At 70.3% G+C, this 22,549-nt stretch carries 19 protein-coding genes; 11 read left to right on the top strand and 8 right to left on the bottom strand.

From position 1 onward, the window contains the following. Positions 1 to 87 precede the first annotated feature (87 nt). A complete protein-coding gene (locus PZE19_RS25490) occupies positions 88 to 1,068 on the top strand; it encodes a DUF6263 family protein (protein ID WP_277863421.1) in 981 nt (326 codons plus the stop codon). 39 nt (positions 1,069 to 1,107) lie between these two features. Here the strand turns inward: PZE19_RS25490 and PZE19_RS25485 are convergent, their stop codons facing one another. Beyond that, positions 1,108 to 4,236, bottom strand: a complete 3,129-nt coding sequence (locus PZE19_RS25485; RefSeq protein WP_277863420.1) for a sigma 54-interacting transcriptional regulator — start codon at positions 4,234 to 4,236, stop codon at positions 1,108 to 1,110. 747 nt (positions 4,237 to 4,983) lie between these two features. Between PZE19_RS25485 and PZE19_RS25480 the strand changes: the two genes are divergently transcribed. Further along, positions 4,984 to 5,751 (top strand): alpha/beta fold hydrolase, encoded by a 768-nt coding sequence (locus PZE19_RS25480; protein WP_277863419.1) that lies wholly within the window; start codon positions 4,984 to 4,986, stop codon positions 5,749 to 5,751. Positions 5,752 to 5,789: 38 nt separating this feature from the next. Here the strand turns inward: PZE19_RS25480 and PZE19_RS25475 are convergent, their stop codons facing one another. Then, positions 5,790 to 6,272 carry an ankyrin repeat domain-containing protein gene (locus PZE19_RS25475; RefSeq protein WP_277863418.1) on the bottom strand — a complete coding sequence of 161 codons (483 nt, stop codon included), beginning with the start codon at positions 6,270 to 6,272 and terminating at the stop codon, positions 5,790 to 5,792. A gap of 391 nt (positions 6,273 to 6,663) precedes the next feature. Then, on the bottom strand, positions 6,664 to 7,806 hold the full coding sequence (locus PZE19_RS25470) for a hypothetical protein (RefSeq protein ID WP_277863417.1): 1,143 nt from the start codon (positions 7,804 to 7,806) through the stop codon (positions 6,664 to 6,666). Positions 7,807 to 7,974: 168 nt separating this feature from the next. Between PZE19_RS25470 and PZE19_RS25465 the strand changes: the two genes are divergently transcribed. From PZE19_RS25465 to aroF, 5 genes are all read left to right on the top strand, one after another. After that, a complete protein-coding gene (locus PZE19_RS25465) occupies positions 7,975 to 9,018 on the top strand; it encodes a cellulase family glycosylhydrolase (RefSeq protein WP_277863416.1) in 1,044 nt (347 codons plus the stop codon). 69 nt (positions 9,019 to 9,087) lie between these two features. Continuing rightward, complete coding sequence (locus PZE19_RS25460) at positions 9,088 to 9,210, top strand: hypothetical protein (RefSeq protein ID WP_277863415.1); 123 nt, start codon at positions 9,088 to 9,090, stop codon at positions 9,208 to 9,210. A gap of 115 nt (positions 9,211 to 9,325) precedes the next feature. Further along, positions 9,326 to 9,556, top strand: coding sequence for an addiction module protein (locus PZE19_RS25455; RefSeq protein WP_277863414.1), 231 nt, complete (start codon positions 9,326 to 9,328; stop codon positions 9,554 to 9,556). After that, positions 9,553 to 9,846, top strand: coding sequence for a type II toxin-antitoxin system RelE/ParE family toxin (locus PZE19_RS25450; RefSeq protein WP_277863413.1), 294 nt, complete (start codon positions 9,553 to 9,555; stop codon positions 9,844 to 9,846). The genes PZE19_RS25455 and PZE19_RS25450 overlap by 4 nt, the downstream gene beginning before the upstream one ends. A gap of 727 nt (positions 9,847 to 10,573) precedes the next feature. Continuing rightward, on the top strand, positions 10,574 to 11,587 hold the full coding sequence (gene aroF / locus PZE19_RS25445; RefSeq protein ID WP_277863412.1) for a 3-deoxy-7-phosphoheptulonate synthase: 1,014 nt from the start codon (positions 10,574 to 10,576) through the stop codon (positions 11,585 to 11,587). A gap of 35 nt (positions 11,588 to 11,622) precedes the next feature. On the opposite strand, the gene PZE19_RS25440 is transcribed toward aroF, so the two are convergent. After that, positions 11,623 to 12,183: a hypothetical protein gene (locus tag PZE19_RS25440; RefSeq protein ID WP_277863411.1), complete on the bottom strand. Its 561-nt coding sequence runs from the start codon at positions 12,181 to 12,183 to the stop codon at positions 11,623 to 11,625. A 381-nt stretch (positions 12,184 to 12,564) separates the two neighbouring features. On the opposite strand from PZE19_RS25440, the gene PZE19_RS25435 reads away from it, so the two are divergent. From PZE19_RS25435 to PZE19_RS25420, 4 genes are all read left to right on the top strand, one after another. After that, a complete protein-coding gene (locus PZE19_RS25435) occupies positions 12,565 to 12,990 on the top strand; it encodes a hypothetical protein (RefSeq protein ID WP_277863410.1) in 426 nt (141 codons plus the stop codon). Between the two features lie 609 nt (positions 12,991 to 13,599). Continuing rightward, positions 13,600 to 14,292 (top strand): bacillithiol biosynthesis deacetylase BshB1, encoded by a 693-nt coding sequence (gene bshB1, locus PZE19_RS25430; protein WP_277863409.1) that lies wholly within the window; start codon positions 13,600 to 13,602, stop codon positions 14,290 to 14,292. Positions 14,293 to 14,328: 36 nt separating this feature from the next. Next, positions 14,329 to 16,647 (top strand): glycoside hydrolase family 127 protein, encoded by a 2,319-nt coding sequence (locus tag PZE19_RS25425; protein ID WP_277863408.1) that lies wholly within the window; start codon positions 14,329 to 14,331, stop codon positions 16,645 to 16,647. A gap of 175 nt (positions 16,648 to 16,822) precedes the next feature. Beyond that, the gene (locus PZE19_RS25420; RefSeq protein WP_277863407.1) at positions 16,823 to 17,311 is read left to right on the top strand and encodes a nuclear transport factor 2 family protein; all 489 of its coding nucleotides are present in this window, start codon (positions 16,823 to 16,825) and stop codon (positions 17,309 to 17,311) included. 13 nt (positions 17,312 to 17,324) lie between these two features. On the opposite strand, the gene purN is transcribed toward PZE19_RS25420, so the two are convergent. The 4 genes from purN to PZE19_RS25400 all read right to left on the bottom strand — a co-directional run bounded on the left by purN (position 17,325) and on the right by PZE19_RS25400 (position 22,334). After that, positions 17,325 to 17,993, bottom strand: a complete 669-nt coding sequence (gene purN / locus PZE19_RS25415) for a phosphoribosylglycinamide formyltransferase (protein ID WP_277863406.1) — start codon at positions 17,991 to 17,993, stop codon at positions 17,325 to 17,327. Continuing rightward, a complete protein-coding gene (gene ileS / locus PZE19_RS25410) occupies positions 17,993 to 20,842 on the bottom strand; it encodes an isoleucine--tRNA ligase (RefSeq protein WP_277863405.1) in 2,850 nt (949 codons plus the stop codon). Before ileS ends, purN begins: the two co-directional genes overlap by 1 nt. A 73-nt stretch (positions 20,843 to 20,915) precedes the next feature. Continuing rightward, complete coding sequence (locus PZE19_RS25405) at positions 20,916 to 21,746, bottom strand: purine-nucleoside phosphorylase (protein WP_277863404.1); 831 nt, start codon at positions 21,744 to 21,746, stop codon at positions 20,916 to 20,918. Positions 21,747 to 21,893: 147 nt separating this feature from the next. Beyond that, positions 21,894 to 22,334, bottom strand: coding sequence for a TPR end-of-group domain-containing protein (locus tag PZE19_RS25400; protein ID WP_277863403.1), 441 nt, complete (start codon positions 22,332 to 22,334; stop codon positions 21,894 to 21,896). Positions 22,335 to 22,549 lie beyond the last annotated feature (215 nt).

The following is a 22,549-nucleotide window of genomic DNA, read 5'->3' as shown; positions in this document are numbered from 1 at the left end:
CGGTCCGCCCGGCGTCCGGCCGCCCGCGCGTCGCGGGGCGGGCCCGACGCGTCCGCCGGCCCGTTTCGCACCCTGGAGTCCCGACCGATGCCCCACGCGTTCCCCGAGACCCCGACGCCCCTCCGGCGTCGCCCGCTCCTCCGCCGCGACGCCCGGCTCGCGACGGCCGTCGGCCTGGCCCTGGTCCTGGCGATCGGCCTCGCCCCGGCCGCCCGGGCCGCCGCCCCCCTGCGCTGGAAGTTCCAGAAGGGCGAGACCATCCGCTACGCGCTGGTCCAGAAGACCGAGACCAAGATGAAGTCCGCCCAGATCCAGGGCGGCTCGGTCGTCAACCAGACGAGCGACATCCGCTGGATCGTCGAGGAGGTCTCGCCCGAGGGCGCGGCCACGATGACCCAGATCATCGACCGCGTCCGCGTGAAGATGGAGGCGAACGGCCAGGCCCCCGTCGAGTTCGACTCCGCCGACAAGGACAAGGTCCCCGACGACCCCCGCGCGGCCCAGGTCGTGTCGATCTTCAAGGCCCTCGCCGGGTTCGAGTGCAAGCTGTCGATGGACCCCCGGGGCCAGATCAAATCGGTCACGATCCCCGAGAAGACCCTCGAGGCCCTCAAGAAGAGCTTCACCGGGCCGATGGCCAACCTCTTCTCGGAAGAGTCGATGAAGAACATGATCACCCAGTCGGGCCTCGTGCTGCCCGAGCAGGCCGTCGAGGACGGCAAGGGCTGGACCGACCAGTCGAAGCTCCCGGTCCAGCAGCTCGGCACGATCGTGACCGAGAAGACCTACACCGTGAAGGGGCCGGTCGACGGCGACCCGAGCAAGGTCCGGATCGACCTCTCCGCCAAGATGGCCGTCGAGGGCGCCGCGAACCCCAACCTCAGCTTCGAGATCAAGGACCAGAAGAACGAAGGCGTCTTCGACTTCGACGCCCAGAACGGGCGGATCGCCAGGTCGCACGTCGAGGTCAGGATGGTCCAGCTCATCACCGCCGGGGCCAACTCGCTCGAACAGACCGTCAACAACACGATGGAGATGACGCTCACCCCCGAGCCGGCCGCCAAGTGACCTGACCCGAACCGATCCGGACCCGTCGGCCCGCGGCCCTCAGGCCAGGCCGTGCTTCTTCAGCTTGCTGAAGAAGGTGCTCCGGGGCATCCCCAGCAGGCGGGCGGCGACGCTCTTGTTGCCGTCCGCCTCCTCCATCGCCTCGACCAGCCGCTGGCGCTCGTACGAGGAGAATTCGTCCCCCCAGTCCTCCCCCTCCGCGGGGACCGGGGCCGGACCGGACGTCGCCCCGCGGCCGATCGTCGGCGCGGCGGCCGGCGGTGCGAGGCCGCGCGTCGGGGCCGCCGCGCGAGGGGCGACGCCGGCCGCCGAGGCCCGCGCGCGGTAGCGGCGGCGGATCGGCTGGCGGACCTCCGGCGGCAGGTCGTCGGCCGTCAGCGAGGGGCCGTCGGCCAGCACCACCGCGCGCTCGATCGTGTTCTCCAGCTCGCGGATGTTCCCCGGCCAGTCGTGCGCCATGAGGGCCTCGACGGCCTCGGGCTCGATGTAGGTCAGCACCTTGCCCATCCTCGCCGCGTAGACGTCGAGGAAGTGCATCGCCAGCTCCAGCACGTCCTCGCGACGCTCGCGCAGGGCGGGCGTCGTCAGGCAGATGACGTTCAGGCGGTAATACAGGTCCTCGCGGAACCGCCCCTCCCGGATCAGGGCCTCCAGGTCCTGGTGCGTCGCCGCCACGATCCGCACGTCGACGCGCAGCGACTGCGAGCTGCCGACCCGCTCGAACGAGGTCTCCTGCAGCACCCGCAGCAGCTTCGTCTGGACTTCCAGGTTGATGTCGCCGATCTCGTCCAGGAACAGGGTGCCGCCGTCGGCCTGCTCGAACCGGCCCATGCGGTCGCGGTCGGCGCCGGTGAACGCCCCCTTCACGTGGCCGAACAGCTCGCTCTCCAGCAGGCCCTGCGAGAGCGCCGCGCAGTGGACCTTGACGAACGGCCGCGCCGCCCGGGGGCTGGCCGCGTGGACGGCCGCGGCCAGCAGCTCCTTGCCGGTGCCGCTCTCGCCCCGGATCAGCACGGCCGACGAGCTGGCCGCCACCTTCCGCGCCATGTTCATCATCCGCCGCGCGGCGGGGCTCGACCCCTTCATCCGCTCGAAGGCCTCGACGAGCCCGTTGGAATCCTTGCGGACGTCGCCCCGCGCGGCCCCCCCCGGCTGGCCCGCGGTCTCGCGCTCGGCGCGGTCGCGGAGCTGATCTTGGAGGATCAAAATCCGCCGCTGCTGCTCGGCGATCTTGTCGACCTTGCCCCGCAACTCGTGGTTGAGCGTCTCCAGGGTCTCCTGGATGTCGGCCGAATGCAGGGCCATCGCCGAGACCGAGCTGAGCGCGCCCAGGAACGCCATCTCCTCGTCCTCGTACGGCATGCCGCTGCGCTTGGGGCCCAGGACCAGGACCCCGGCGAGCCGGCCGTCGCCGCCGACGCCGCAGGCGGCCTCGCCCCCCAGCGCGATCATGGAGTCGGTCGCCGGATCGGACGCCGCGGCCGAGCCGATCGAGTGCGACTGGCGGACCGACGACGCCTGCCGCAGCCGCGTCACCAGCGGGTGGTCGGCCTCCAGCACGGCCTCGTCGGGGGCCGGGCCGTGGCTGGCGGCCAGCTCGAACCGGCCGTCCTCGGGCTCGGCCAGGTAGAGCGCGCCCCACTCCAGCCGCAGCACCTCGGCCGTCCCCTCCAGCAGACGCTTGCCCAGCGTCTGGCGGTCGACCAGGCTGCCGACCGCCAGCCGCATCTTCTGCATCGCCTGGTCGAACTTGTATTTCTCGCGGAAGAACCGGCGGTCGAGGATCCGCTGGAACCGCCCCCGCGCCAGCTCCGAGACGAACAGCACCACGATCACCGAGACCGTCGCCACCACCGCACCCCACGACGTCCCCAGCGAGGTGAGTCGGTCGCCGATCAGCTTGCCGCTGATCAGCAGGAGGCCCGAGTAGATCAGGCCCGCCGTCACGCTGAACGCGAAGTACGCCATGCTCCGGTTGACGATCTCGTCGACCTGCAAGAGCTTGTAGCGCGTGATGCTGAACGCGTGCGCGATCGTATAAAGCAGCGACACCGTGAACATCGGCCAGGCCGCGCTGTCGCGGCCCAGGTTCGAGGGGTCGATCAGGGTCTGCACCATCAGGTAGCCGATCAGCACCGACGACGCCACGGTCGCCAGCAAGATCCACTTCACCTGGTTCCGCTCGCCGCGGTGCCGCGCCCGCCGGTAGCTGAAGACCAGGCACAGGAAGCAGAGCCCGAAGAAGAAGACCGCCACCCAGACGTAGCTCAACGCCAGCACGCGGATCAGCTCGAGCGCCGTCGAGCTTTGCGTCGTCGCGTCGCGGAGCCGGAGCCAGCGCGAGGCGTACATGCTGCCCCAGAGCGCCGCCAGGAACGCGCCCGGCACCCCGTAGAGCACCCCCAGCACCCAGCGGCGATGCACCAGCAGCAGCGGATTGGGGCGCGGGAAGACCAGGTAGAAATGCAGGTTGACCGTCGGCACCAGCAGCGCGACCAGCACGAACGGGTAGATGAGCCAGGGCTGGCCCACGATCTCCGTCCAGTGGTACCCCCCCATGAACGCCCCGACCGTCACGATGCAGAGCATGAAGAACAGCCGCGCCGAGTCGTCGTTGGGCCGTCGCCAGAAGACCCTGGCTCCCACTGCGAAGATCAGCATCTCCTGCAGGAACCAGATGAAGGACCAGATGTACGAACTCTGCGGCATGAACCGGACCTCGGCACTCGCCTCGTGCAGGCGGCCGGTCTGCCCATTCATCCAACGCACGTTCACCGAGTCGCCGACCCGCCCGCTCAACCCCCGGATCGCCGCGATGTACGCCGCGTAATCTCCGCGGGTCAGGTCCGTCCCATTGATGGATAGCAGGGCGTCCCCGCGTCGAGGACGGTCCTCACGCCCCTGCGAATCGATCCAGCGGAAGTTGGTCGAGACGTTGTCCTCGACCTCCGTGCCGAACATGCAGCGCACGCCGATGGTCCCCATCCAGACCATCTGGAAGAGCACCATCGTCGAGTAGAGGACGACCGCCACCGAGCAGGTGAGGTAGAACAACCGCAACCCCGCCCACCGCTCGCCTAACCAGGAAGGAGCCTTGTTCGCCCCCACGGCCCATCCCGAGACGTTCCGACGCCGTCGTCTCCACCACGAGGAACCGATCCCAGGCATCGCCCACCTTCTCTCGATCTGGGATCTGGACGGCCATGCCGAGGCCCAATTCGATCGTCCGGACAATCGTTGCAATCCGGAGGATGCACGGAGCATCCGGACCGCGTCCGATGACCGCATGTCGGGTGTCGACTCTACCCATTTCGGCGCTGAAAATCAAGGATATCGGTGACGAAAGATCGACGATTTTCGGCGCTGACGAAGTGTTGAGTGGTCAACCTCTCTAGGTTCTGTTAAATCGCTATTATCGACAAACTGTCCATTCAATCAGGGGTCACAATCCGCAAAGTCGGCCATTTCTACTCCATCTCATGAAAATAGATGACATGGGTAAAGTGTAGGGGTGTCGAGTTGATCGCCAGTAACGAGGGTTGCTCGATTCGGCGCTGAGACTTCGGCGAAATTTCGACAGTCGGGTTTGCGATTTCTCCTCAGGCATCGGATTGAGACGCGGAATTGGGGTCTGAAACGCCCTGGGCACATGAAGTGCGATGGAGTCTTAGCGAATTCCCAGACTGGGGGACCCGGTCATTCGGGTCGACCCATGCTTCCGAGAGCATCGAGCAGCATTCTTCGAGATGATTCCACGAGCGACGACGGGTCCGTCGGCGACTGGCTGCGGACGGGGGAGGCGGAATGCGGCTTTCTGCAAAATGGCGTGACTCATGGTCGACGATCGTGCCCGACGCCGGGTCGCGTCGGGTCCGTCGCGTAACCATTCAGGGTGACGACTTCGAAGTGGTCCGCATGGGCGTCGGCGATCCGCTGATCGTGGTCCCCGGCATGGCGGGCGGCTGGCGGTTGACGCGGCCCCTGCTCCGCCGCCTGGCCCAGCATCGCCAGGTCATCACCTACAGCCTCAGGGGCGACCTCACTCATGGCCGTGGACCGCTCGGGGCCAGCCGGACACCTTACGTCGAGATCGGTCAGCACGCCGCCGACCTGGCCGGCCTGATCGAGCGGCTCGGCCTGGAGCGGCCGTCGATCCTCGGCGTCTCGTTCGGCGGGGCCGTCGCCCTGGAGCTGGCCGTCGAACAGCCTCGCCTGCTGGACTCCCTGATCGTCCAGGGGATCGAGTCGCGGTTCCGCGCGACGACCGCCTCGGGGATCGTCCGGAACGTCCTGGAGCGTTACGCCCTGCCCCCGAACAGCCCGTTCATCAACCAGTTCCTCAACCTGCTGTACGCGAAGAAGCCCGAGCCGGGCCCGCAGGCCGATTTCGTCGTCGAACGGATCTGGGAGACGCCCCAGGCGGTCATGGCCCAGCGCCTCGGCCAGCTCGAACAGTTCGACGTGACCGACCGCCTGTGGCGGCTGGACGTCCCCACGCTGGTCCTCGCGGGCTCCAAGGACGCGATCATCCCGGCCTCGCGGCAGAAGCGGCTCGCGTCGGAGATCTCGAACGCCCGGTTCGAGACGATCGAGGGGGCCGGCCACATCGGCTTCGTCACCCACGCCGACCAGATGGCCCGCCAGGTCCACGCCCACTTCCAGCGCGTCAAGGCGGCCGTCTAATCGTCGGGCGGACTTCCGCCCGACGCCACGAATCATCCTCAGGAAGTCTCCCCCTCGCCGGATTCGGCCCCGGCGGGGTGGGAGCTTCTTGTTTCTAGAGGTTCGGTCGCCCCCGGGTCGGTCGCGGGTGCCACGCCCCGACGCTCGAGCGCGGCCTGGATGGCGGCGCGGGTCCGCGCGCCTCGGCAGCGGCGGACGTAGTCGTGGCCGTTCCGGCCGGTCGCGTCCGGGGTGCGGAAATCGCCGCCGTGCGCCGCCAGCAGCTTCACCACCTGCCACTTGCCCGCGCGTGCGGCCGTCGTCACCGGCGAGAACCCGTCGTTGTCGACGTGGTTCACGTTCGCGCCCCGGTCCAGCAGCAGCTCGACGATCTCCAGATGCCCCGCCCCGGCGGCGGCCTGGAGGGGCGTCGCGTTGAACCGCCCGTTGTCGATCGCGTCCGCGGGCACCCCCTCGTCGAGCATCCGCCGGACGCCCGCCTCATCCCCTTCGTGAGCGAGCTTGGTGAGACCGCCGTACATCGGAAACTTCCTCCAGGACCTGAACCGCCCCCGCCGCAGCCGCACCTCGGTGAGGACCGACGGCCGAATTTCGAGGGGAGCCGTTCTCGTTCGACGAATCAGTTGTATCGTAACCATGGGAGGTTCGGCCCGTCCCGCGGTTCCGCGTTCCGGAGGTTGGATTTCGACCGATCGGCGACGAGCGGACGTGGAACCCGGAACCTGGACGAGAGGAGCCGAGAGTCGCAATGCAAACCTGGAGGCGAGCGGAAAAAAAATTCTTGGGGCGCGTGGGTTGAGCCCAAAATGACGCGATAAAACGTTTTACGGGAAAGACTTGCGGCAAATTGGCTTCCTTGGTGGCGCGACGAATGGAGCCGATTCCAAGCCAACCCGCGGAAGGCCCCCGTCGTCAGGGTCGGAGCTCGCGGTAGGCCCGTCCCATCGCCCGTAGCTTGGCCTGGTCCGAGCCGACGCCCTGCCAGTGGAAGATCAGGACGCCGCTGGCCGGCGGTCGCGTGCCGTGGTCGAGGATCGTCCGGACGTCCTCGGGGCGGACCGCCTCGCCCCAGTCGGCGAGCTGGACGATGGGCCAGATTTTGACCCGTTCCCCGGGCTCGCCGCGGACGCCGAGGAACCGGCCCAGCCAGGCCGTCTGGCGCGAGATCCACCCCGGGTCGGCCGCGTGCCCGAAGCGGGCGTGGTACGGCATGATGCTGAAGACGTCGACGTAGGCCGCCTGGGCCTTCAGGTCGATGGCGAGCTTCTCGCGGAGCGCCCCCTCGCGCTCGGCGTCGGTCCAGGGGCAGTGGAACGTCCCCAGCAGGGCCCCGGGGCGGGTCGCTTCGACGATCCCCCGGAACTCGCGGACCCAGTCGGTGAAGACCCCGCAGCGCCAGGCGACCCAGGCCTCGCGGTGCTCGCCGAGAAGGCGGCGGGCGATCTCGGGCGTGGGGCCGTCGCCGAGGGCGACGCCGGTGTCGCGGCCGAAGCTCGCCAGGCAGCGCCGGCAGAAGCAGGTGTCGGGGAGGTTGGGCTCGGCCTGCTCCCAGCTCGCGTGGGCGTGGTGGTAGTCCAGCCAGACGCCGTCGAGCGGGGCGTCGGCGAGCGTCTTGCGGAAGGCGGCCATCCGCTCGCGGCGGTGGTCCGGGTGGGTGGGACAGACCCCCTGCCAGCCGTCGGGCGCGGGACATCGCAGGCCGTCTGGGCCGACGGGCGCGGCGTCGGGATGGTCGGCCAGGTACTCCGCGTCGTGCATGGTGTTGAACTCGGCGAAGACCCGGACGCCGGGGGCTTTCGCTTTCAGCCCGGCGACGACCTCGGCCGTCGCCCCTCCCGAGCCGATCCAGACGGCGTTGATCCCGTGGTCGTCGAGGGTCTCGCCCCGCTCGAAAATCGCCGTCGGGACGCCGCCGTAGACGCCGCGCACGAGGAGGTTCGGCCGGGGGGCGAGCCTCGGCGGCGGCTCCTCCGCCCCCGCACGGCTCGCGGCGAGCGCCAGGATCAGGACGGTCGGCAACCCCATCGCGGCGGGGAGGGTTCGGGGTCTCGTCATGGCGGCGTCTCGTCGGCGTGGGACACGGGTTCGAGCGGGCGGGTCGAACGCCATCTTGGCCGCCGCCCCGCCCGAGGGCAAGCCGCGGTCAGTCGTTGCGTCGGGCTGGGCCGGGGGGTAGAACGTCGGTCGGTCCCCCCGATTCACGAACTCGAAGTCGAGGACGCCATGATCCATCGTCGCGCGGCCCTCAGGGCGTCGGCGGCCGTTGCACTCGCAGGCCTCGGCGGCGCGGCCGAGGAGCCGGCCGGCCGGCCCTCGCTGCACGTCTACGACTCGTACGGCTGGCTCCGCGGCTTCAGCGTGGTGCCGTCGTGGGGGGCGCGCATCGAGGAGGCCTGGTGGTCGTATCGGGGCGACCGGTTCCGCGAGGAGGTCGCCCTCGCCCGCCAGGTCCACGCCAACTGCATCCGGCTCTGGATCGAGTTCACGGCCTGGATGGCCGACCCCGAAGCCGTGACGGCCCGCTTCCTCGACGCCGTCGCGGCCGTCGACGAGGCCGGGATGAAGGTGATGCCCTGCCTCTTCAACCGCTGGCACGACGACCGTTTCGACTACGGCGGCACCTACGCCGACACCCTCCTCCGCAACTGGACGCCGCAGCTCGACTACGTCCGGGCCCTGGTGACGCCCCTGGCCGACGACCCCCGGGTCCTGCTCTGGGACCTTTGCAACGAGCCCGGGGCGTTCGACCAGGCGACCGAGGTGAACCGCCGCGAGTTCGCCTGGCTGAAGGACGTGGCCGCCGCGGTCCGCGGCTGCGGGGCGAAGCAGCCGATCACGATCGGCACCATGGCCGGGACCAACATCGAGACCTACGCCCCGCTCGTCGACGTGCTCTGCGGCCATCCCTACGCCCACGCCCCGGCGGCCCTCGAGGCGATGATCAAGGGCCTCGACGCGATCAGGGACCGGCACCGCAAGCCGCTGCTGGTCAACGAGTGCATCCCCGGCTGCCTCGACGACCAGCGCCGCGCCGCCTGCGCCCGGTTCAACACCGAGATGCTCGCCGCCGCCGGTTTCGGCTGGATGGGGTGGGCCCTTCGCGAGGGCAAGGCGATCTCCACCCGCCGCGACCGCTACGACGGCAACGGCCTCGACGGCCAGGGCTTCCACCCGTTCTTCACCGCCGCCGGCCGCCTGCGCGGGGGCCTGGAATTCCTCGCCGAGCCGCCGCGGACGCCGCCGCCGTGGGCCAGGCCGGGGGCCTGAATCCATGCCGATCCCCACGCTTTTCTCGGACCGCTGAGCGACGCGCCGTACGTCCAGCACGTCGTCGCCGTGGCCTGGATTCTGGCGCCCGCCGGGGCCGACGAGGACGTCGCGATCGCCGGAGGCGCGGACGAGCCGCGGCTCGAACGCATGGCCGAGACCTGCCGGGACGCGCTGGAACACCTGGCCTGATGAAAGGGCCCCGATTGCTGAGGCGGTCCGTTCCGGGCTACGATTTCGTGGAGGGCGCGTCGTCGCAACTCCCGACGAGCGTGATTGGGAGCCAAGGCCCGTCTGGAGACCTGAGATGGATCTGCAAGCCGTATTGAGCGAGATCCGAAACTGGACGGTCGAGGATCAATTACGCCTCATCGAAGAGGTCTGGGACGGGTTGACCGACCACGACGCGGAGGAAGGGCTGGCCGAGGACGTGAAGGAATTGCTGGATCGGCGGATCGAGGCGTCGGACAAGGCGCCTGCCGCCGCCATCCCCTGGGAGGAGGTCCAGGCTCGGGCGCTTGAGCGGTTCCGGAAGTGAGCCTGCCGGTCGTCCTGACCCCCGAGGCCGAACTCGACTTCCTCACCGCCGCGGACTGGTATCAGGACCGGGCCGATCTCGGCACCAGGTTCACCGCGGCGATCCATCAGGCGCCGGGTCAGATCGAGGCGACGCCGGAGCTGCATCGCGTCGTCCATCGGGACGTTCGTCGGGCCAGGGTGGCGACCTTCCCCTACCTCGTCTACTACCGAGTTCGAGCCGAGCGCATCGAGGTCCTCGCCATCCTCCACGGCCGCCGCTCGGCCTCGGCCTGGAAGGATCGGCTGTGAAGCGATGCGGGAATGAGGCGGCGACCCAGGCGCGGGCGTCCGGGATGTTTTCGGCGCGCCCTGTTGATCCCGCCCGTCGACGGGGATAAAGTGATCATGTCGATCGGGCGACACGCGTCCGGTCGGCTCTCGGATCGCGCTACCGTGGCGCGACGGACTAGAGCCCGCTCTCGCGACGAGGCTGGACTCGCGCGGGCCCGGGGAGGCTAGAACGTAAAGGAGGTGATCGCGTGTGTAGTGACAACCAGGGGCGGCTCGCCTAAGGCAGCCGACGGGTTTGCCGTCGGGCAAGCCGCATATTCGAGCCTATTCGAGGCTTGGTTCGGCCGGGCTCGGGGACCCATCTCCGGGCCCGGTCGGATTCGCCTTTCGTTCCCTTCGTTTGAGAGTTGGACGGCGCTTTCGGGGTTCCCTCGCGTGACGCTCGGCCTGTTCGCGACCGATTTTGCGGGCTCCTATCAGGGCTGGCGGTTCTGGTTTACCAGAGCTGCGACAGGTCGCCGGGCTGTGTGCGGAGGTTGCTCTTAGGACCCCACCCACATACAAGCAGATACCCAAGGCCCCGGGACCTGACTTCAGGACCGGGGCCTTTTTTCGTTTTCGGGTTACTTCGTCGGATTTCCCATCATCCAGGGCGTCGGCGACCTCCCAAGATCCTCCTCGGCGGCGTGCGTCGAGACCGGGTCGATCGGAAGTCCGGCCCACCAACCAAGGGAGGGCGTCGGCCGTGATCGTGGTGATGAAGCCGGACGCGAGCGGGACGCAGATCGAGACCATGGCGCAACAGATCACGTCGCTGGGGCTGACCCCCCAGGTCATCCGGGGCGAGCATCAGACCGTCGTCGCCGCCCTCGGGCAGGAGCGGCCCGGGCTGGCCGAGGCCCTGGAGACCGGCGAGGGGGTGGAGAAGGTCCTGCCGATCATGGCCCCCTACAAGCGGGCCTCGGCCGAGGTCAAGAAGGACCGGACGGTCGTCAAGGCCCTCGGGCTGGAGGTCGGCGGTGCCAAGGTCGCGGTGATCGCCGGGCCCTGCTCGGTCGAGAGCGAGGAGCAGATCGTCGCCATCGCCCGCATCCTCAAGGGCCTGGGCGCGACGGCCCTCCGCGGCGGCGCCTTCAAGCCCCGCACCAGCCCCTACAGCTTCCAGGGGCACAAGGAGAAGGGCCTGCAGATGCTGGCCGCCGCGCGGGCCGCGACCGGCCTGGCGATCGTCACCGAGGTCATGGCGCCCGAGCACGTCCCGATGGTCGCCGAATACGCCGACGTCCTCCAGATCGGCGCCCGCAACATGCAGAACTACCAGCTCCTCCAGGCCGTCGGCGACTCGGGCAAGCCGGCCTTGCTCAAGCGCGGGATGAGCGCGACGATCGAGGAGTTCCTGCTCGCCGCCGAGTACATCCTCGACCGCGGCAACCCCGACGTCATCCTCTGCGAGCGGGGCATCCGGACGTTCGAGGACCACACCCGCTTCACCCTGCCGCTGGCGACCGTCGCCTACCTCAACGAGAAGTCGCACCTCCCCGTCGTGGTCGACCCCTCGCACGGGACGGGCAAGTCGAGCCTGGTCGCGTCGATGTCGAAGGCGTCGGTCGCGGCGGGAGCCGACGGCCTCATCATCGAGGTCCATGAGGACCCCAAGCGCGCCGCCAGCGACGGCGCCCAGACCATCACCCCCGCCGCCTTCGGCCAGCTCATGGCCCAGTGCCGCCGCATCGCCGAGGCCGTCGACCGGACCATGTGATCCGCAGGCCGGCCGGCCCCGCCCGGGCGCGAGGCTCACGCGGCGGCCGCCTTCGCGGGCGGCCGCCACCGCGCCCGGAAGAGCACCGACGCCACCAGCACGGCGGCCAGGCCGCCGAACTCCAGCCCCCAGATCGAGCCCCCGACCCACGCGTAGCGGAGCATGGCGGGGGCCGCTTCGGGGACTCCCCGGAAGGCGTGCCGGTAGAACTCCGGGCTGAGCGTCGCCAGGCCGATCGCCAGCAGCCCGCCGGCCGCCCAGCAGGTCAGCGCCGTCGCGCCGATCGCGAGCAAGTACGCCCCCGAGGCCCGCAGCGGGCAGCGCGCCCGGCTCACGAAGCCGACCACGAGCGTGAAGACCAGCGAGAGCCCCAGGCCGAAGAGGAGGCCCTCGAAGATCCCCTGCGCCAGGCTCGCCCGCGCGACGTCGGCGACGCCCTCCCAGCGCATGACGGCCCGGAAGTACTCCGGGCTCAGCCGGCCGTTGACGGCGTTCGTCAGGGCCCCGAGCGCGGCCCCCAGCGCGACGCCCCCGATCGCCAGCCCGACGATCGCGCCGGGACGGGTTTCCTCGGACTCTCGCAGCTCGCGGCTCATCGCTCCACCTCCCTCGATTTCGCGGCGTCGCGGATCGATCCTCCGATCAGGTCATGGGCTTCCGAGGGCGGATCGTGCCAGCGCCGCGCGGCAATCTCTTCGCACGCCGCACGCCTTGACGCGGGCGGGGGGCCGCGACGCTTCCAAACGGGAACGAATCATCAAAACACGATCCCACGGCCTACATTCATGGGCTAGAATTCCCCAAGCGATCTTCCGGGTCCGCGCGTCGATACCGGCGTCGGGCCGGCCGAGGTCGCCCCGCACGTTCGGCATCCGAAAGTGCCCTCGAATCGAACCGCGGGCCGCAGCCCCGGAGGGCGTCCCGGCGCAGCGAGGGTCAGGCCGCTCCAGCCCCGAATCCCCGTACGAGAGGTCGACATGAGCCCGACGAAGAAGACGAAATCGAAGACGGTCGTGGAGAGCGTGAAGGAGACGGTCCTCGAAGCCGCCGTCGCCGCCAAGAAGGCCGCCAAGAAGCTGCCGGGCAAGGTCGTCGAGGCCGCCGAGGCCGCTCGCGAGAAGGGCGCCGAGGCCGTCGAGGCCGTCGCCGCCGCGCTCCCCGGCGCGGAGAAGAAGGCCGCCCCCAAGAAGGCCGTCGCCAAGAAGGCGGCCCCCAAGGCCGCCGCCAAGGTCAAGACCACGGTGAAGGCCGACGCCCCGAAGGCCGAGGCCAAGGCCAAGCCCGCCCCCAAGAAGGCCGTCGCCAAGAAGGCCGCCCCCGAAACCAAGGCCGCCCCGGCCGCGAAGGCGAAGCCCGCCGCCAAGACCAAGCCCGCCGCCAAGAAGGCCTCGCACTCGGCCTGAGCCGGCACCCCTCCCTTTCGGACGGCCCCACGCAGGCGAGCGGGACGACGCCTCCCGCTCGCCTGCTCCGCGCGCCGGCCTTCGGTCTCGCCCGGCCGGCCCTCGCACGCCCCCGAGGTGTCGCGATGAGCCCTCGGCGATGAGGGCGAGGTCCTGGTCGCGTCCAGCCTCGCGGGCGTTCGCCGATACTGCTCGTGGCCGACGACCTCGCCGCGGTTGCGTGTCGATTCCGACGTGCGTCTTCGGCCCGCGCGACCATTCGCAGGTCCCGTCCAATCTCGTGGCCCTCGGCCCTGCGACCTGGCGCGGAGGGGCTCGGCCGATCGGTCGAGAGGCCGCGATCTCAGGCCTTCGGCGCGCCGATCGAAGTCGAGTCGGCCCGTCCCGAGGTCGGCCGGAGGATGCGAGGCCGCCGGAAAGCCTCGGCGACGGCGATCGCGCTCCTTCGTCGGCGGGTCCGGGATCATCCGATCAAGGGGACCGCTAGGCGTTCGGTCCCCTGTCGCGGGAGCGATCGGCAGGGTAATGTGGTCGACTGGACGGAGCGCCGCGGCCCCGGATCGCCCGGGTCCGGCGAGGACGCAAGTGGACACCCGACGGGCCGGTCTCATGCTCGACGCCTTGGTCGTATCCCCCCATCCCGACGACGCGGAGCTGGGGGTGGGCGGGACGATCGTCCGACTCGGCAAGCAAGGGTGGAAGGTCGGGATCCTCGACCTCACCAGCGGCGAGCCCACGCCCCTCGGCAGCCCGGAGCGGCGCAGGGCCGAGACGGCGGCGGCCAACGAACGCCTGGGCGGCCCCTGGCGCGAGAATCTCGGCCTGCCGAACCGGAGCCTGCAGGCCGACCTCGCCAGTCGGCGGGCGCTCGCGGCCGTCTTCCGGCGGGTCCGGCCCCGCCTGATTTTCTCGCCCTACTGGGAGGACGCCCACCCCGACCACACGGCCGCCACCAAGCTCGTCGAGGACGCCCGGTTCTGGAGCAAGCTCTCGAAGTCCGACATCCCCGGCCAGCCCTTCCACCCGTCGCGGATCCTCTACTACTTCAGCGTCCACCTGCGGATCGCCGAGCGGCCCAGCCTGGTCCTCGACGTGACCGACGAGCTGGAGGCCAAGGTCGCCGCGCTGAACTGCTACCGCTCGCAGCTCGTCGACAATCAGCCGGCGGGCCGGCCCGGCGTGATCGACTCGGTCTGCGACCGCACCCGCTACTGGGGCCACATGGTCGGCGTCGGGCACGCGGAGCCCTTCGCCAGCCGCGAGCCCGTCGGCCTCTCCAGGCTCGACTCGCTCCTGCTCTGATCTCGCGACGAACCCCGATCCTACAGGACCTCTCCCATGAAGACCTTGCTCGCGCTCCTGGCGGGGCTGACGATCGCGGCGGCGACGACCGCCGCGCCGATCGAGCCCCTCCCCTTCAAGACGCCCGACAAGCTGCCCGACGCCGCCCGGCTGCTTCCGCCCTCGCGGATCAAGCTGGGGGGCTGGCTGGGGGATCGCGTCGCGGTCAACGAGAAGGTCCGGCTCCTGAACGTCGACGTGGAGCCCCTGCTCGCCGGCTATCGGAAGAAGCCGGGGAGCCACCCCTGGATCGGCGAGCACGTCGGCAAGTGGCTGCACGCGGCGACCCTCGCCTGGGCGAACACCGGCGACCCCACGCTCCGGGCCAAGCTCGACAAGGTGGCCGCCGAGCTGGTCGCCTGCCAGGAGCCCGACGGCTACCTGGGCACGTACCTCCCCGAGCAGCGGTTCGGACTCTTCCGGGGGGCCGACTGGGACGTCTGGTCGCACAAGTACAACCTGATCGGCCTGCTGACCTACCACCAGTACACCGGCGACGTCCCCGCGCTCGACGCCTGCCGGCGGATGGGCGACCTGCTGATCGCGACCTTCCCCGCGAAGCGGAGCATCCTCGCGGCCGGGACGCACCAGGGGATGGCGGCGACGAGCGTGCTCGAACCGATCGTGATCCTGTATCGCTCCACCGGCGACGCCCGCTATCTCGACTTCGCCCGCTACATCGTGAAGTCGTGGGACGAGCCCGGGGGGCCGGGCATCCTCTCGCGGCTGGCGGCCGGCAAGGGGGTGGACGAGGTCGGCAACGCGAAGGCGTACGAGATGCTTTCGAACCTCGTCGGCCTCTGCGAGCTGGCCCGCGCGACGGGCGACCGGGCGTATCTCGACCCCGTGGTCCACGCCTGGGCCGACGTCGTCGCCAACCGGCTGTACATCTCCGGATCCGCCAGCGCGGGGGAGCACTTCCACGAGGCCCACGCCCTGCCCAACGGCGTCGGCGCCCATATCGGCGAGGTCTGCGTGACGACGACGTGGATCCAGCTCTCGCTGCAGCTCCTGCGTATCACCGGCGAGCGGAAGTACGCCGAGGAGATCGAGCGGGCCGCTTACAACCACCTCGCCGCGGCCCAGCACCCGGGCGGCGACGACTGGTGCTACTACACGGCCCTCGAAGGCCGCAAGCAGTACGACGACTTCATCACCTGCTGCCACTCCAGCGGCCCTCGCGGGATGGCCCTGGCCGTCCAGGAAGCCTACCTGACGACGACCTGGGAGGGCCGCGAGGCCCTGATCGTCGAGACCCGCGAGACCTCGCAGGCCACGATCCGGGTCGCGGGCCGCGACGTCGTCATCGACCAGGCGAGCGAGTTCCCCGCCGTCGGCCGCTCGACGATCACGATTCACGCCTCCCGGCCGTTCCCGCTGACGATCCTGATCCCGATGCCGGCCTGGAGCCGGACCTTGAGGGTGTCGGCCAAGAAGTCCGAGTGCGAGCTGAAGATGCAGCCGGACGGCTCGGTCGTGGTCAAGTCCGACGACTGGAAGGACGGCACGACGATCGAGGTGGGCACGGACCTGGAGCTGAAGGCCGTCCCCGGGGGGTTGTCCAACCCCGACCGCGCGGCGCTGACGTGGGGGCCGTTCGTGCTGGCGTACGACGAGGCGCGCAACCCCGGCGGGCCCCCGGCGCGGGCCGTCGGCCTGACCTCGGACCTCAAGGCCGGGCCGGAGCCGGGGCCCGAGCTGGCCTTCCGGCTCCCGATCGTGGGGGCCGATCCCTCCCGGGGCCCGGCGCACGCCCTGTTCGTCCCCTTCGCCGACGCCGGCTCGACGGGCGGCGCGTACCGCGTCTGGCTCCGCGCCTCGGGCCTCGCCCTGCCGAAGCACGAGTCGGTCCTCGCTTACGCCGAGGAGGCCCGCTCGCGCGAGGGGAACGTCGGCGGCTCGATCAACGACGGCGACCCGGGCACGTACGCCGTCACCTTCGACGGCCGCAAGCCGAAGGGGGGCGAGGACTGGTACGCCGTCGCGCTGCCCGCCCCCGCTTCGATCCGCCGCGTCGTCTTCCATCACGGCCGGACCTTCCACGACGGCGGCTGGTTCGACGCATCGAAGGGCAAGCCTCGCGTGCAGGTCCAGCGCCAGCCCGACGGCCCCTGGGAGACCGTCGGCGAGCTGGCCGACTACCCCGCCGCCGACGCGACCCGGGCCCCCGACATCCAGGACGGACGGGCGTTCGAGCTGAAGCTCAAGGAGCCCGTCGCCGCCCGCTCCGTGCGGGTCGTGGGCGTCCCCGCCTCGGGCGACGGCCCGGACCAGGCCTTCTCGTCGTGCGGCGAGCTGGAGGCCTTTGCGGACTGAGGCCTCCCGGGACGCCGGCATAGACGCGGGAAATCCTTGAAGGGACGACGCGGCGAATTGCGCGATCTTCCATGTCGTGCCCGTGCCCGCAACAAGGACCTCGCCAACCGTTTGGCCGGGGGGCCGGGCGACGGGACGAAGGTCCGACCGCGGCCTCAGGCCGCAGGAGACGCACATGAGCCAGTCGTCGACCCTTCAGAGCGCCCCTCCGAACGTCCCCCCGTTCACCGCCGCCTCGGCCGCCCGGAAGGTCCGCGCGGCCGAGGACGGCTGGAACAGCCGCGACCCCGAGCGCGTCGCCCTCGCCTACTCGGAGGATTCGGTCTGGCGCAACCGCGGTGCGTTCATCGTGGGCCGCGACGCCATCCGGACGTTCCTCGCCCAGAAGTGGGAGAGGGAGCAGGACTATCGCCTGGCCAAGGCCATCTGGGCGTTCACCGACGACCGGATCGCCGTCCGCTTCCGCTACGAGTGGCACGACGCCTCGGGCCACTGGTTCCGCTCGTACGGCAACGAGCTGTGGGAGTTCGACGAGGCCGGCCTGATGCGCCGTCGCGAGGCGAGCATCAACGACATCCCCATCCGCGAGGAGGAGCGGACGTTCTTCTGGCCCGCCCCCGGCCCCCGGCCCGCGGACCATCCCGGCATCCCGGACGTCCGATGACCTCGGGCGAGGTTCAGGCGCCGCCCGCCGGCGCGATCCGGACGCGGCGGCCATCGATTGACAGCCGGCCGGCGGCGAAGAGGGCGACAGCCTCCGGGAGGGCGTCTTTCTCGGCCTCGAAGACGCGGGCGGCCAGAGCGTGGGCGTCGTCGCCTTCGAGGATCGGGACCGTCTTCTGGAGGATGATCGGGCCCTCGTCGTACTGGTCGCTGGCGAAGTGCACGGTGCAGCCGCTGACCTTCACCCCGTAGTCGAGCGCAGCCTGGTGGACGCGCCCGCCGTAGTACCCCTTGCCGCAGAACGACGGGATCAGGCCCGGGTGGATGTTGATCACCCGGCCCCGGAAGTCCGCGGGGATCTTCACCAGCGCGAGGAAGCCGGCGAGCAGGACGAGGTCGGCCCCGCTCGCCCGGATCGGGTCGAAGATCGAGGCGCTGTAGGATTCCACGTCGATCTTCTGGCGGGCCGAGGCGGCGACGGCCACGGGCAGGCCGGCCTTCTCGGCCTTCGCGATCGCGGCGATGCCGGGCCGGCTGGCGACCACCTGGACGACCCGGGCGTCGAGCGACCCGGCGGCGATTCGGTCCAGCAGGTTCTGGAGCGTCGTCCCGCCCCCCGACACGCAGACGGCCAGGCGGATCGGCGAGATCGGCCGGCTCGGCGGCCCGCTGGGCGTCGCCATCAGGCCGGGTCCTTCGCGGCCTGGGCCGTCACCACGCGGACGCAGCGCTCGCAGAGCGTCGGGTGCTCGGCGTCGCGGCCGACGGTCGGCCGGTAGTTCCAGCAGCGCTCGCACTTGCCGTAGGTCGACCGCGCGGCCGTCACCCGGAACCTCTCGCCACCGGCGGCCGGGGCGGGCTCGCCTTCGCGGACCTCGACCTCGGAGACCAGGCAGATCGTCGCCAGCAGGTCGCGGTCGGCCTGGAGGGACGCCAGGTCGGCCGGCGGGGCCGTGATGACGACGGCCGCCTCCTGGGCGCTGCCGATCGTCTTGTCCTTGCGGAGCCCTTCGAGGGCCTTGAGGATCGCGTCGCGGGCCTCGCGGAGGACGCCCCAGCGCGAATCCCTCTGGGGGTCGTCCCAGCGGGGGTCGGGCTCTGGGAAGGTCGCCAGATGGACGCTCGCCGGGAACCCCTGGCCGTGCGGCAGGTAGCCCCACGACTCCTCGGCCGTGTGGGGGAGGACCGGGGCCAGCAGCCGGGTCAGGACGTCGTGCAGCTTGTACAGGACGTACTGCGCGGCGCGGCGGTCGGGGCCGAGGGGCTCCTCGGCGTAGAGCCGGTCCTTGAGGACGTCGAGGTAGAAGCTCGACAGCTCCACCGAGAAGAACTGGTAGATGCGCGAGTAGACCCGGTAGAACTCGAACCGCTCGTAGGCCCCGAGGACGTCGCGGACCACCTGGTTGAGCTGGCCGAGCGCCCAGTGGTCGATCTCGTGCAGGGTCGCCAGGTCGACGGTCGAGGGGTCGAACTTGGCGTAGTCTTCGAGGTTGCCCAGCAGGTAGCGGAACGTGTTGCGGATCTTGCGGTACGCCTCCGACGCCTCCTTGATCGAGCGTTCGCTGATGCGGACGTCGTCGGCGTAGTCCATGCTGGAGACCATCAGCCGCAGGACGTCGGCGCCGTGCTGCTCGGTCGCCTTGACCGCGGAGACGACGTTCCCCAGCGACTTGGACATCTTCTGCCCCTTGTCGTCGACGACGAACCCGTGGGTCAGGATGCTCTCGAACGGGGCCCTCCCCGTCGAGCCCACCGAGGTCAGGATCGACGACTGGAACCAGCCGCGGTGCTGGTCCGACCCTTCCAGGTACATGAACGCCGGGAAGCCCAGCTCGAAGCCCCCGGCGAGCACGGCGCGGTGGCTGGAGCCGGATTCGAACCAGACGTCGAGGATGTCCCCTTCCTTGCGGAAGCTCGTCCCGCCGCACTGGGGGCACTTGGCGTCGGGCGGCAGGATCTGCTCGACGGGCTTGCTGAACCAGGCGTCGGCGCCTTCCTTGCGGAAGAGGTCGCGGAAGTGGCGGGCGGTCTCGGCCGTGAGGAGCTGGGCGTTGCAGGCCGTGCAGCCCAGGGCCGGGATCGGCACGCCCCACGACCGCTGGCGGCTGATGCACCAGTCGGGGCGGAGCGAGACCATCGCCTCGATCCGCGCCTGGCCCCACTCGGGGTACCACTTCACGGCGTTGCGGATCTCCTCCAGCGTCCGGCCCCGCAGGTCGTTGCGGTCGACGCCCACGAACCACTGCTCGGTCGCCCGGAAGATCACCGGCTTCTTGCAGCGCCAGCAGTGCGGGTAGCTGTGCGTGAGGGGTGCTTCGAGATACAGGTCGCCCGACTCCCTGAGGTGGGCGACGACCTTGGGGTTGGCCGCGAAGACGTGCAGGCCGACGAGCCAGTCGGGGGCCTCGGCGGTGAACTTGCCCGCCGGGTCGACGGGGCTGAGGATCGGCAGCTGGTAGACGCGGCCGGTCTGGTAGTCCTCGCCGCCGTGGCCGGGCGCGGTGTGGACCAGGCCGGTGCCGTCCTCGACGCTGACGTAGCTCGCCAGCACGATCGGCGAGACCCGGTCGAGGAACGGGTGGCGGTACTGGGCGTGCTCCAGCTCGCGGCCCTTGCAGCGGCCGACCTCGGCGAAGTCGGCGACCTTCTTCAGCTCCATCACCTTGGCGACGAGGTCGGCGCCCAGGATCGTGCGGACGACCTGGCCGCTCTCGGGGTCGGTGTAGCGGACGCCGGCGTAGACGAGGTCGGGGTGGACGGCGATGGCGACGTTGGCGGGCAGGGTCCAGGGCGTCGTCGTCCAGATCATCGCCCGCCAGTCCTCGGCCTTCGAACCGTCGGCCTGGAGCCAGGCGGCGGGGACGCCCGCGACCATCGGGAAGTTGACGTAGAGGCTGGGCGAGGTCTCGTCGCGGTACTCCAGCTCGGCCTCGGCGAGGGCCGTCTGGTCCGAGGTGCACCAGTGGATCGGCTTGAGCTGGCGGAAGACGTACTCGCCCTCCAGCAGGTCGGCCAAAACGTCGACGATGCCGGCCTCGTAGCGGTGGTCGAGCGTCAGATACGGGTCGTCCCAGTCGCCGAGCACGCCCAGGCGTCGGAACTGCGTGCGCTGGACGTCGACCCATTTGAGGGCCTCGACGCGGCAGAGGTCGCGGATCTCGGCCCGGTCGAGGGCCTGGGCCTTCGACCCCAGGTCCTTCATGACCTTGTGCTCGATGGGGAGGCCGTGGGTGTCCCACCCGGGGACGTAGGGGCTGTCGAAGCCGCGCATCGAGAGCGAGCGGACGACGAAGTCCTTGAGCATCTTGTTGAGCGCCGTCCCCATGTGGATGTCGCCGTTGGCGTACGGCGGGCCGTCGTGGAGGACGCGGACGGGCGACCCCTTGCGGGCGCGGCGGAGCTGGCCGTAGAGGTCGTGCTCGCGCCAGCTCTCCTGCATCGCGGGCTCGCGGGCGGGCAGGTTCGCCTTCATCGCGAACTCGGTCGCGGGCAGGTTCAGGGTCTCTTTATACGGCTTGGCGTTCGTGGACATGACGCTTCGGCATCCCTGGCTCGGGTCGGATCGGGTCGATGCGGGGCACGGCCGGGGGGCGGGCCGGCCGGGTTCAGGCCGGCAGGCGCTCGAGCACGCCCCGGACGATGGTGCGGAGCTTGGCCTCGGCCTGGTTGGCGACGGCGACGATCTTCTCGATATCCACCGGCTCCAGGGCGTCGGGCAGGCACATGTCGGTGACGATCGAGAAGCCCAGGACCTTGATCCCGGCGTGGACCGCGACCAGGACCTCGGGGATCGTGGACATCCCGACGACGTCGGCCCCGATGCCCCGCAGGAACCGGTACTCGGCCCGGGTCTCCAGGTTGGGGCCCGTCACCGCCACATAGACCCCGCGATGGGCGACGATGTTCGCCTCCAGCGCGACGCGGAGCGCCAGCTCCTGGAGGCCGTCGTCGTAGGGCTCGATCATGTCGGGGAATCGGGGGCCCAGGCGTTCGTCGTTGGGGCCGATGAGCGGATTGAGCCCCAGCAGGTTGATGTGGTCCTCGATGACCATCAGGTCCCCCTTGCGGAACTGGGGGTTCAGGCCGCCGCAGGCGTTGGAGACGATCAGCAGCTCGCAGCCCATCTCCTTCATGACCCGGATGGGGAACGTCACCTGAGCGGCGGTGTAGCCCTCGTACAGGTGGAATCGCCCTTCCATCGCCATGACCGGATGGCCCACGAGGCTCCCGCAGACGAGCTGGCCGGCGTGGCTCGCGACCGTGGACCTGGGGAAGTGGGGGATCTCGGGGTACGGGATCGCGACGGGAGATTCGATCTCCCGGGCGAGCGCCCCCAGGCCGGTCCCCAGCACCAGGCCGATCCGCGGGCTCCCTTGCCAGGCCGCCCGGACGGTCCCGGCGGCCTCCTGGACGTGCTCCCAGTCGTGATGGGTCATCGGACGGAACTTCCCGTGGCTCGGATCGAAATCTGAAGAAAGTGGATTCGCAAAAAGGGCGGGCACCGCCCACCGTCCGGGGATCGGTGGGCGGCGCCCGCCCTTTCATTCAGGTCGCCGACGGGGCGGCGGGCCGCAGGGCTCGGTTCAGAGGATGAACTCGAAGCGGCGGATGAGGCGGTGGAAGCGGGGGTCGTTGCGGAGCGTCTTGAGGTCCGCGTCGTGCCGCAGGCGTTCCTGGCACTGGTAGCCAAGTTCGAGGGAGCGCTGAAGGCTGGCGAAGGCGGGGTCGACCATGCCCAGCATCGCGTAGCTGCAGGCCAGGTTGTACCAGGCGATCGCGTCTTCGGGGAGGAGCCGGACGAGCCGCCGGTCGAGCAGCAGGGCGCGGGAGTACAAGCCCTTGGCCGACAGGTTGTTGGCGTGGACCCGGATGGCTTCGACGAGGTAGGGGTCGCGTTCGAGGATGCCGCCGATGAACTCGATCTCGAAGTCGCGCTGGGATTGCTCGCGCAGGCGACGCGTCGAGGTCTCGGGGGTCGGCCGATCTCCGGTGGGATCACCCGTCCAGTCGTTCGATCCGCCCATCGCAGAATCTCCCTTCATACCTTCCGCCATGTCGCCCGGCCTCACCCGACGCTGCTGCAAGGGAGGTCGGCCGCTCCGGGGATCCCTTCTAGAATAGCCGCTGGAAGCGGCGGGCGACAAGGCGCATCCTTCGTCGCCCACGGGAAATCCCGAGATTCCGGCCTGATCGGGACGGATTGGCGCGAGCCGACGCCCGAGGGCGCGTTGATGTCGCG

Origin of the sequence: Paludisphaera mucosa, assembly GCF_029589435.1 — a bacterium.
In the GTDB taxonomy this organism is placed as follows: domain Bacteria; phylum Planctomycetota; class Planctomycetia; order Isosphaerales; family Isosphaeraceae; genus Paludisphaera; species Paludisphaera mucosa.
Note: the sequence above shows the minus strand (reverse complement) of the source record. Positions and strands in the feature narration are given on the sequence as shown.

Excerpts from the sequence above, each read along its gene's own strand:
- bshB1 (WP_277863409.1), top strand. The coding sequence starts at position 13,600 with ATGCTCGACGCCTTGGTCGTATCCCCCCATCCCGACGACGCGGAGCTG.
- ileS (WP_277863405.1), bottom strand. The coding sequence starts at position 20,842 with ATGTCCACGAACGCCAAGCCGTATAAAGAGACCCTGAACCTGCCCGCG.
- PZE19_RS25400 (WP_277863403.1), bottom strand. The coding sequence starts at position 22,334 with ATGGGCGGATCGAACGACTGGACGGGTGATCCCACCGGAGATCGGCCG.
- PZE19_RS25470 (WP_277863417.1), bottom strand. The coding sequence starts at position 7,806 with ATGACGAGACCCCGAACCCTCCCCGCCGCGATGGGGTTGCCGACCGTC.
- PZE19_RS25485 (WP_277863420.1), bottom strand. The coding sequence starts at position 4,236 with ATGCCTGGGATCGGTTCCTCGTGGTGGAGACGACGGCGTCGGAACGTC.
- PZE19_RS25475 (WP_277863418.1), bottom strand. The coding sequence starts at position 6,272 with ATGTACGGCGGTCTCACCAAGCTCGCTCACGAAGGGGATGAGGCGGGC.
- PZE19_RS25440 (WP_277863411.1), bottom strand. The coding sequence starts at position 12,183 with ATGAGCCGCGAGCTGCGAGAGTCCGAGGAAACCCGTCCCGGCGCGATC.
- PZE19_RS25435 (WP_277863410.1), top strand. The coding sequence starts at position 12,565 with ATGAGCCCGACGAAGAAGACGAAATCGAAGACGGTCGTGGAGAGCGTG.
- PZE19_RS25455 (WP_277863414.1), top strand. The coding sequence starts at position 9,326 with ATGGATCTGCAAGCCGTATTGAGCGAGATCCGAAACTGGACGGTCGAG.
- purN (WP_277863406.1), bottom strand. The coding sequence starts at position 17,993 with ATGGCGACGCCCAGCGGGCCGCCGAGCCGGCCGATCTCGCCGATCCGC.
- PZE19_RS25480 (WP_277863419.1), top strand. The coding sequence starts at position 4,984 with ATGGGCGTCGGCGATCCGCTGATCGTGGTCCCCGGCATGGCGGGCGGC.
- PZE19_RS25425 (WP_277863408.1), top strand. The coding sequence starts at position 14,329 with ATGAAGACCTTGCTCGCGCTCCTGGCGGGGCTGACGATCGCGGCGGCG.
- PZE19_RS25420 (WP_277863407.1), top strand. The coding sequence starts at position 16,823 with ATGAGCCAGTCGTCGACCCTTCAGAGCGCCCCTCCGAACGTCCCCCCG.
- PZE19_RS25490 (WP_277863421.1), top strand. The coding sequence starts at position 88 with ATGCCCCACGCGTTCCCCGAGACCCCGACGCCCCTCCGGCGTCGCCCG.
- PZE19_RS25405 (WP_277863404.1), bottom strand. The coding sequence starts at position 21,746 with ATGACCCATCACGACTGGGAGCACGTCCAGGAGGCCGCCGGGACCGTC.
- PZE19_RS25465 (WP_277863416.1), top strand. The coding sequence starts at position 7,975 with ATGATCCATCGTCGCGCGGCCCTCAGGGCGTCGGCGGCCGTTGCACTC.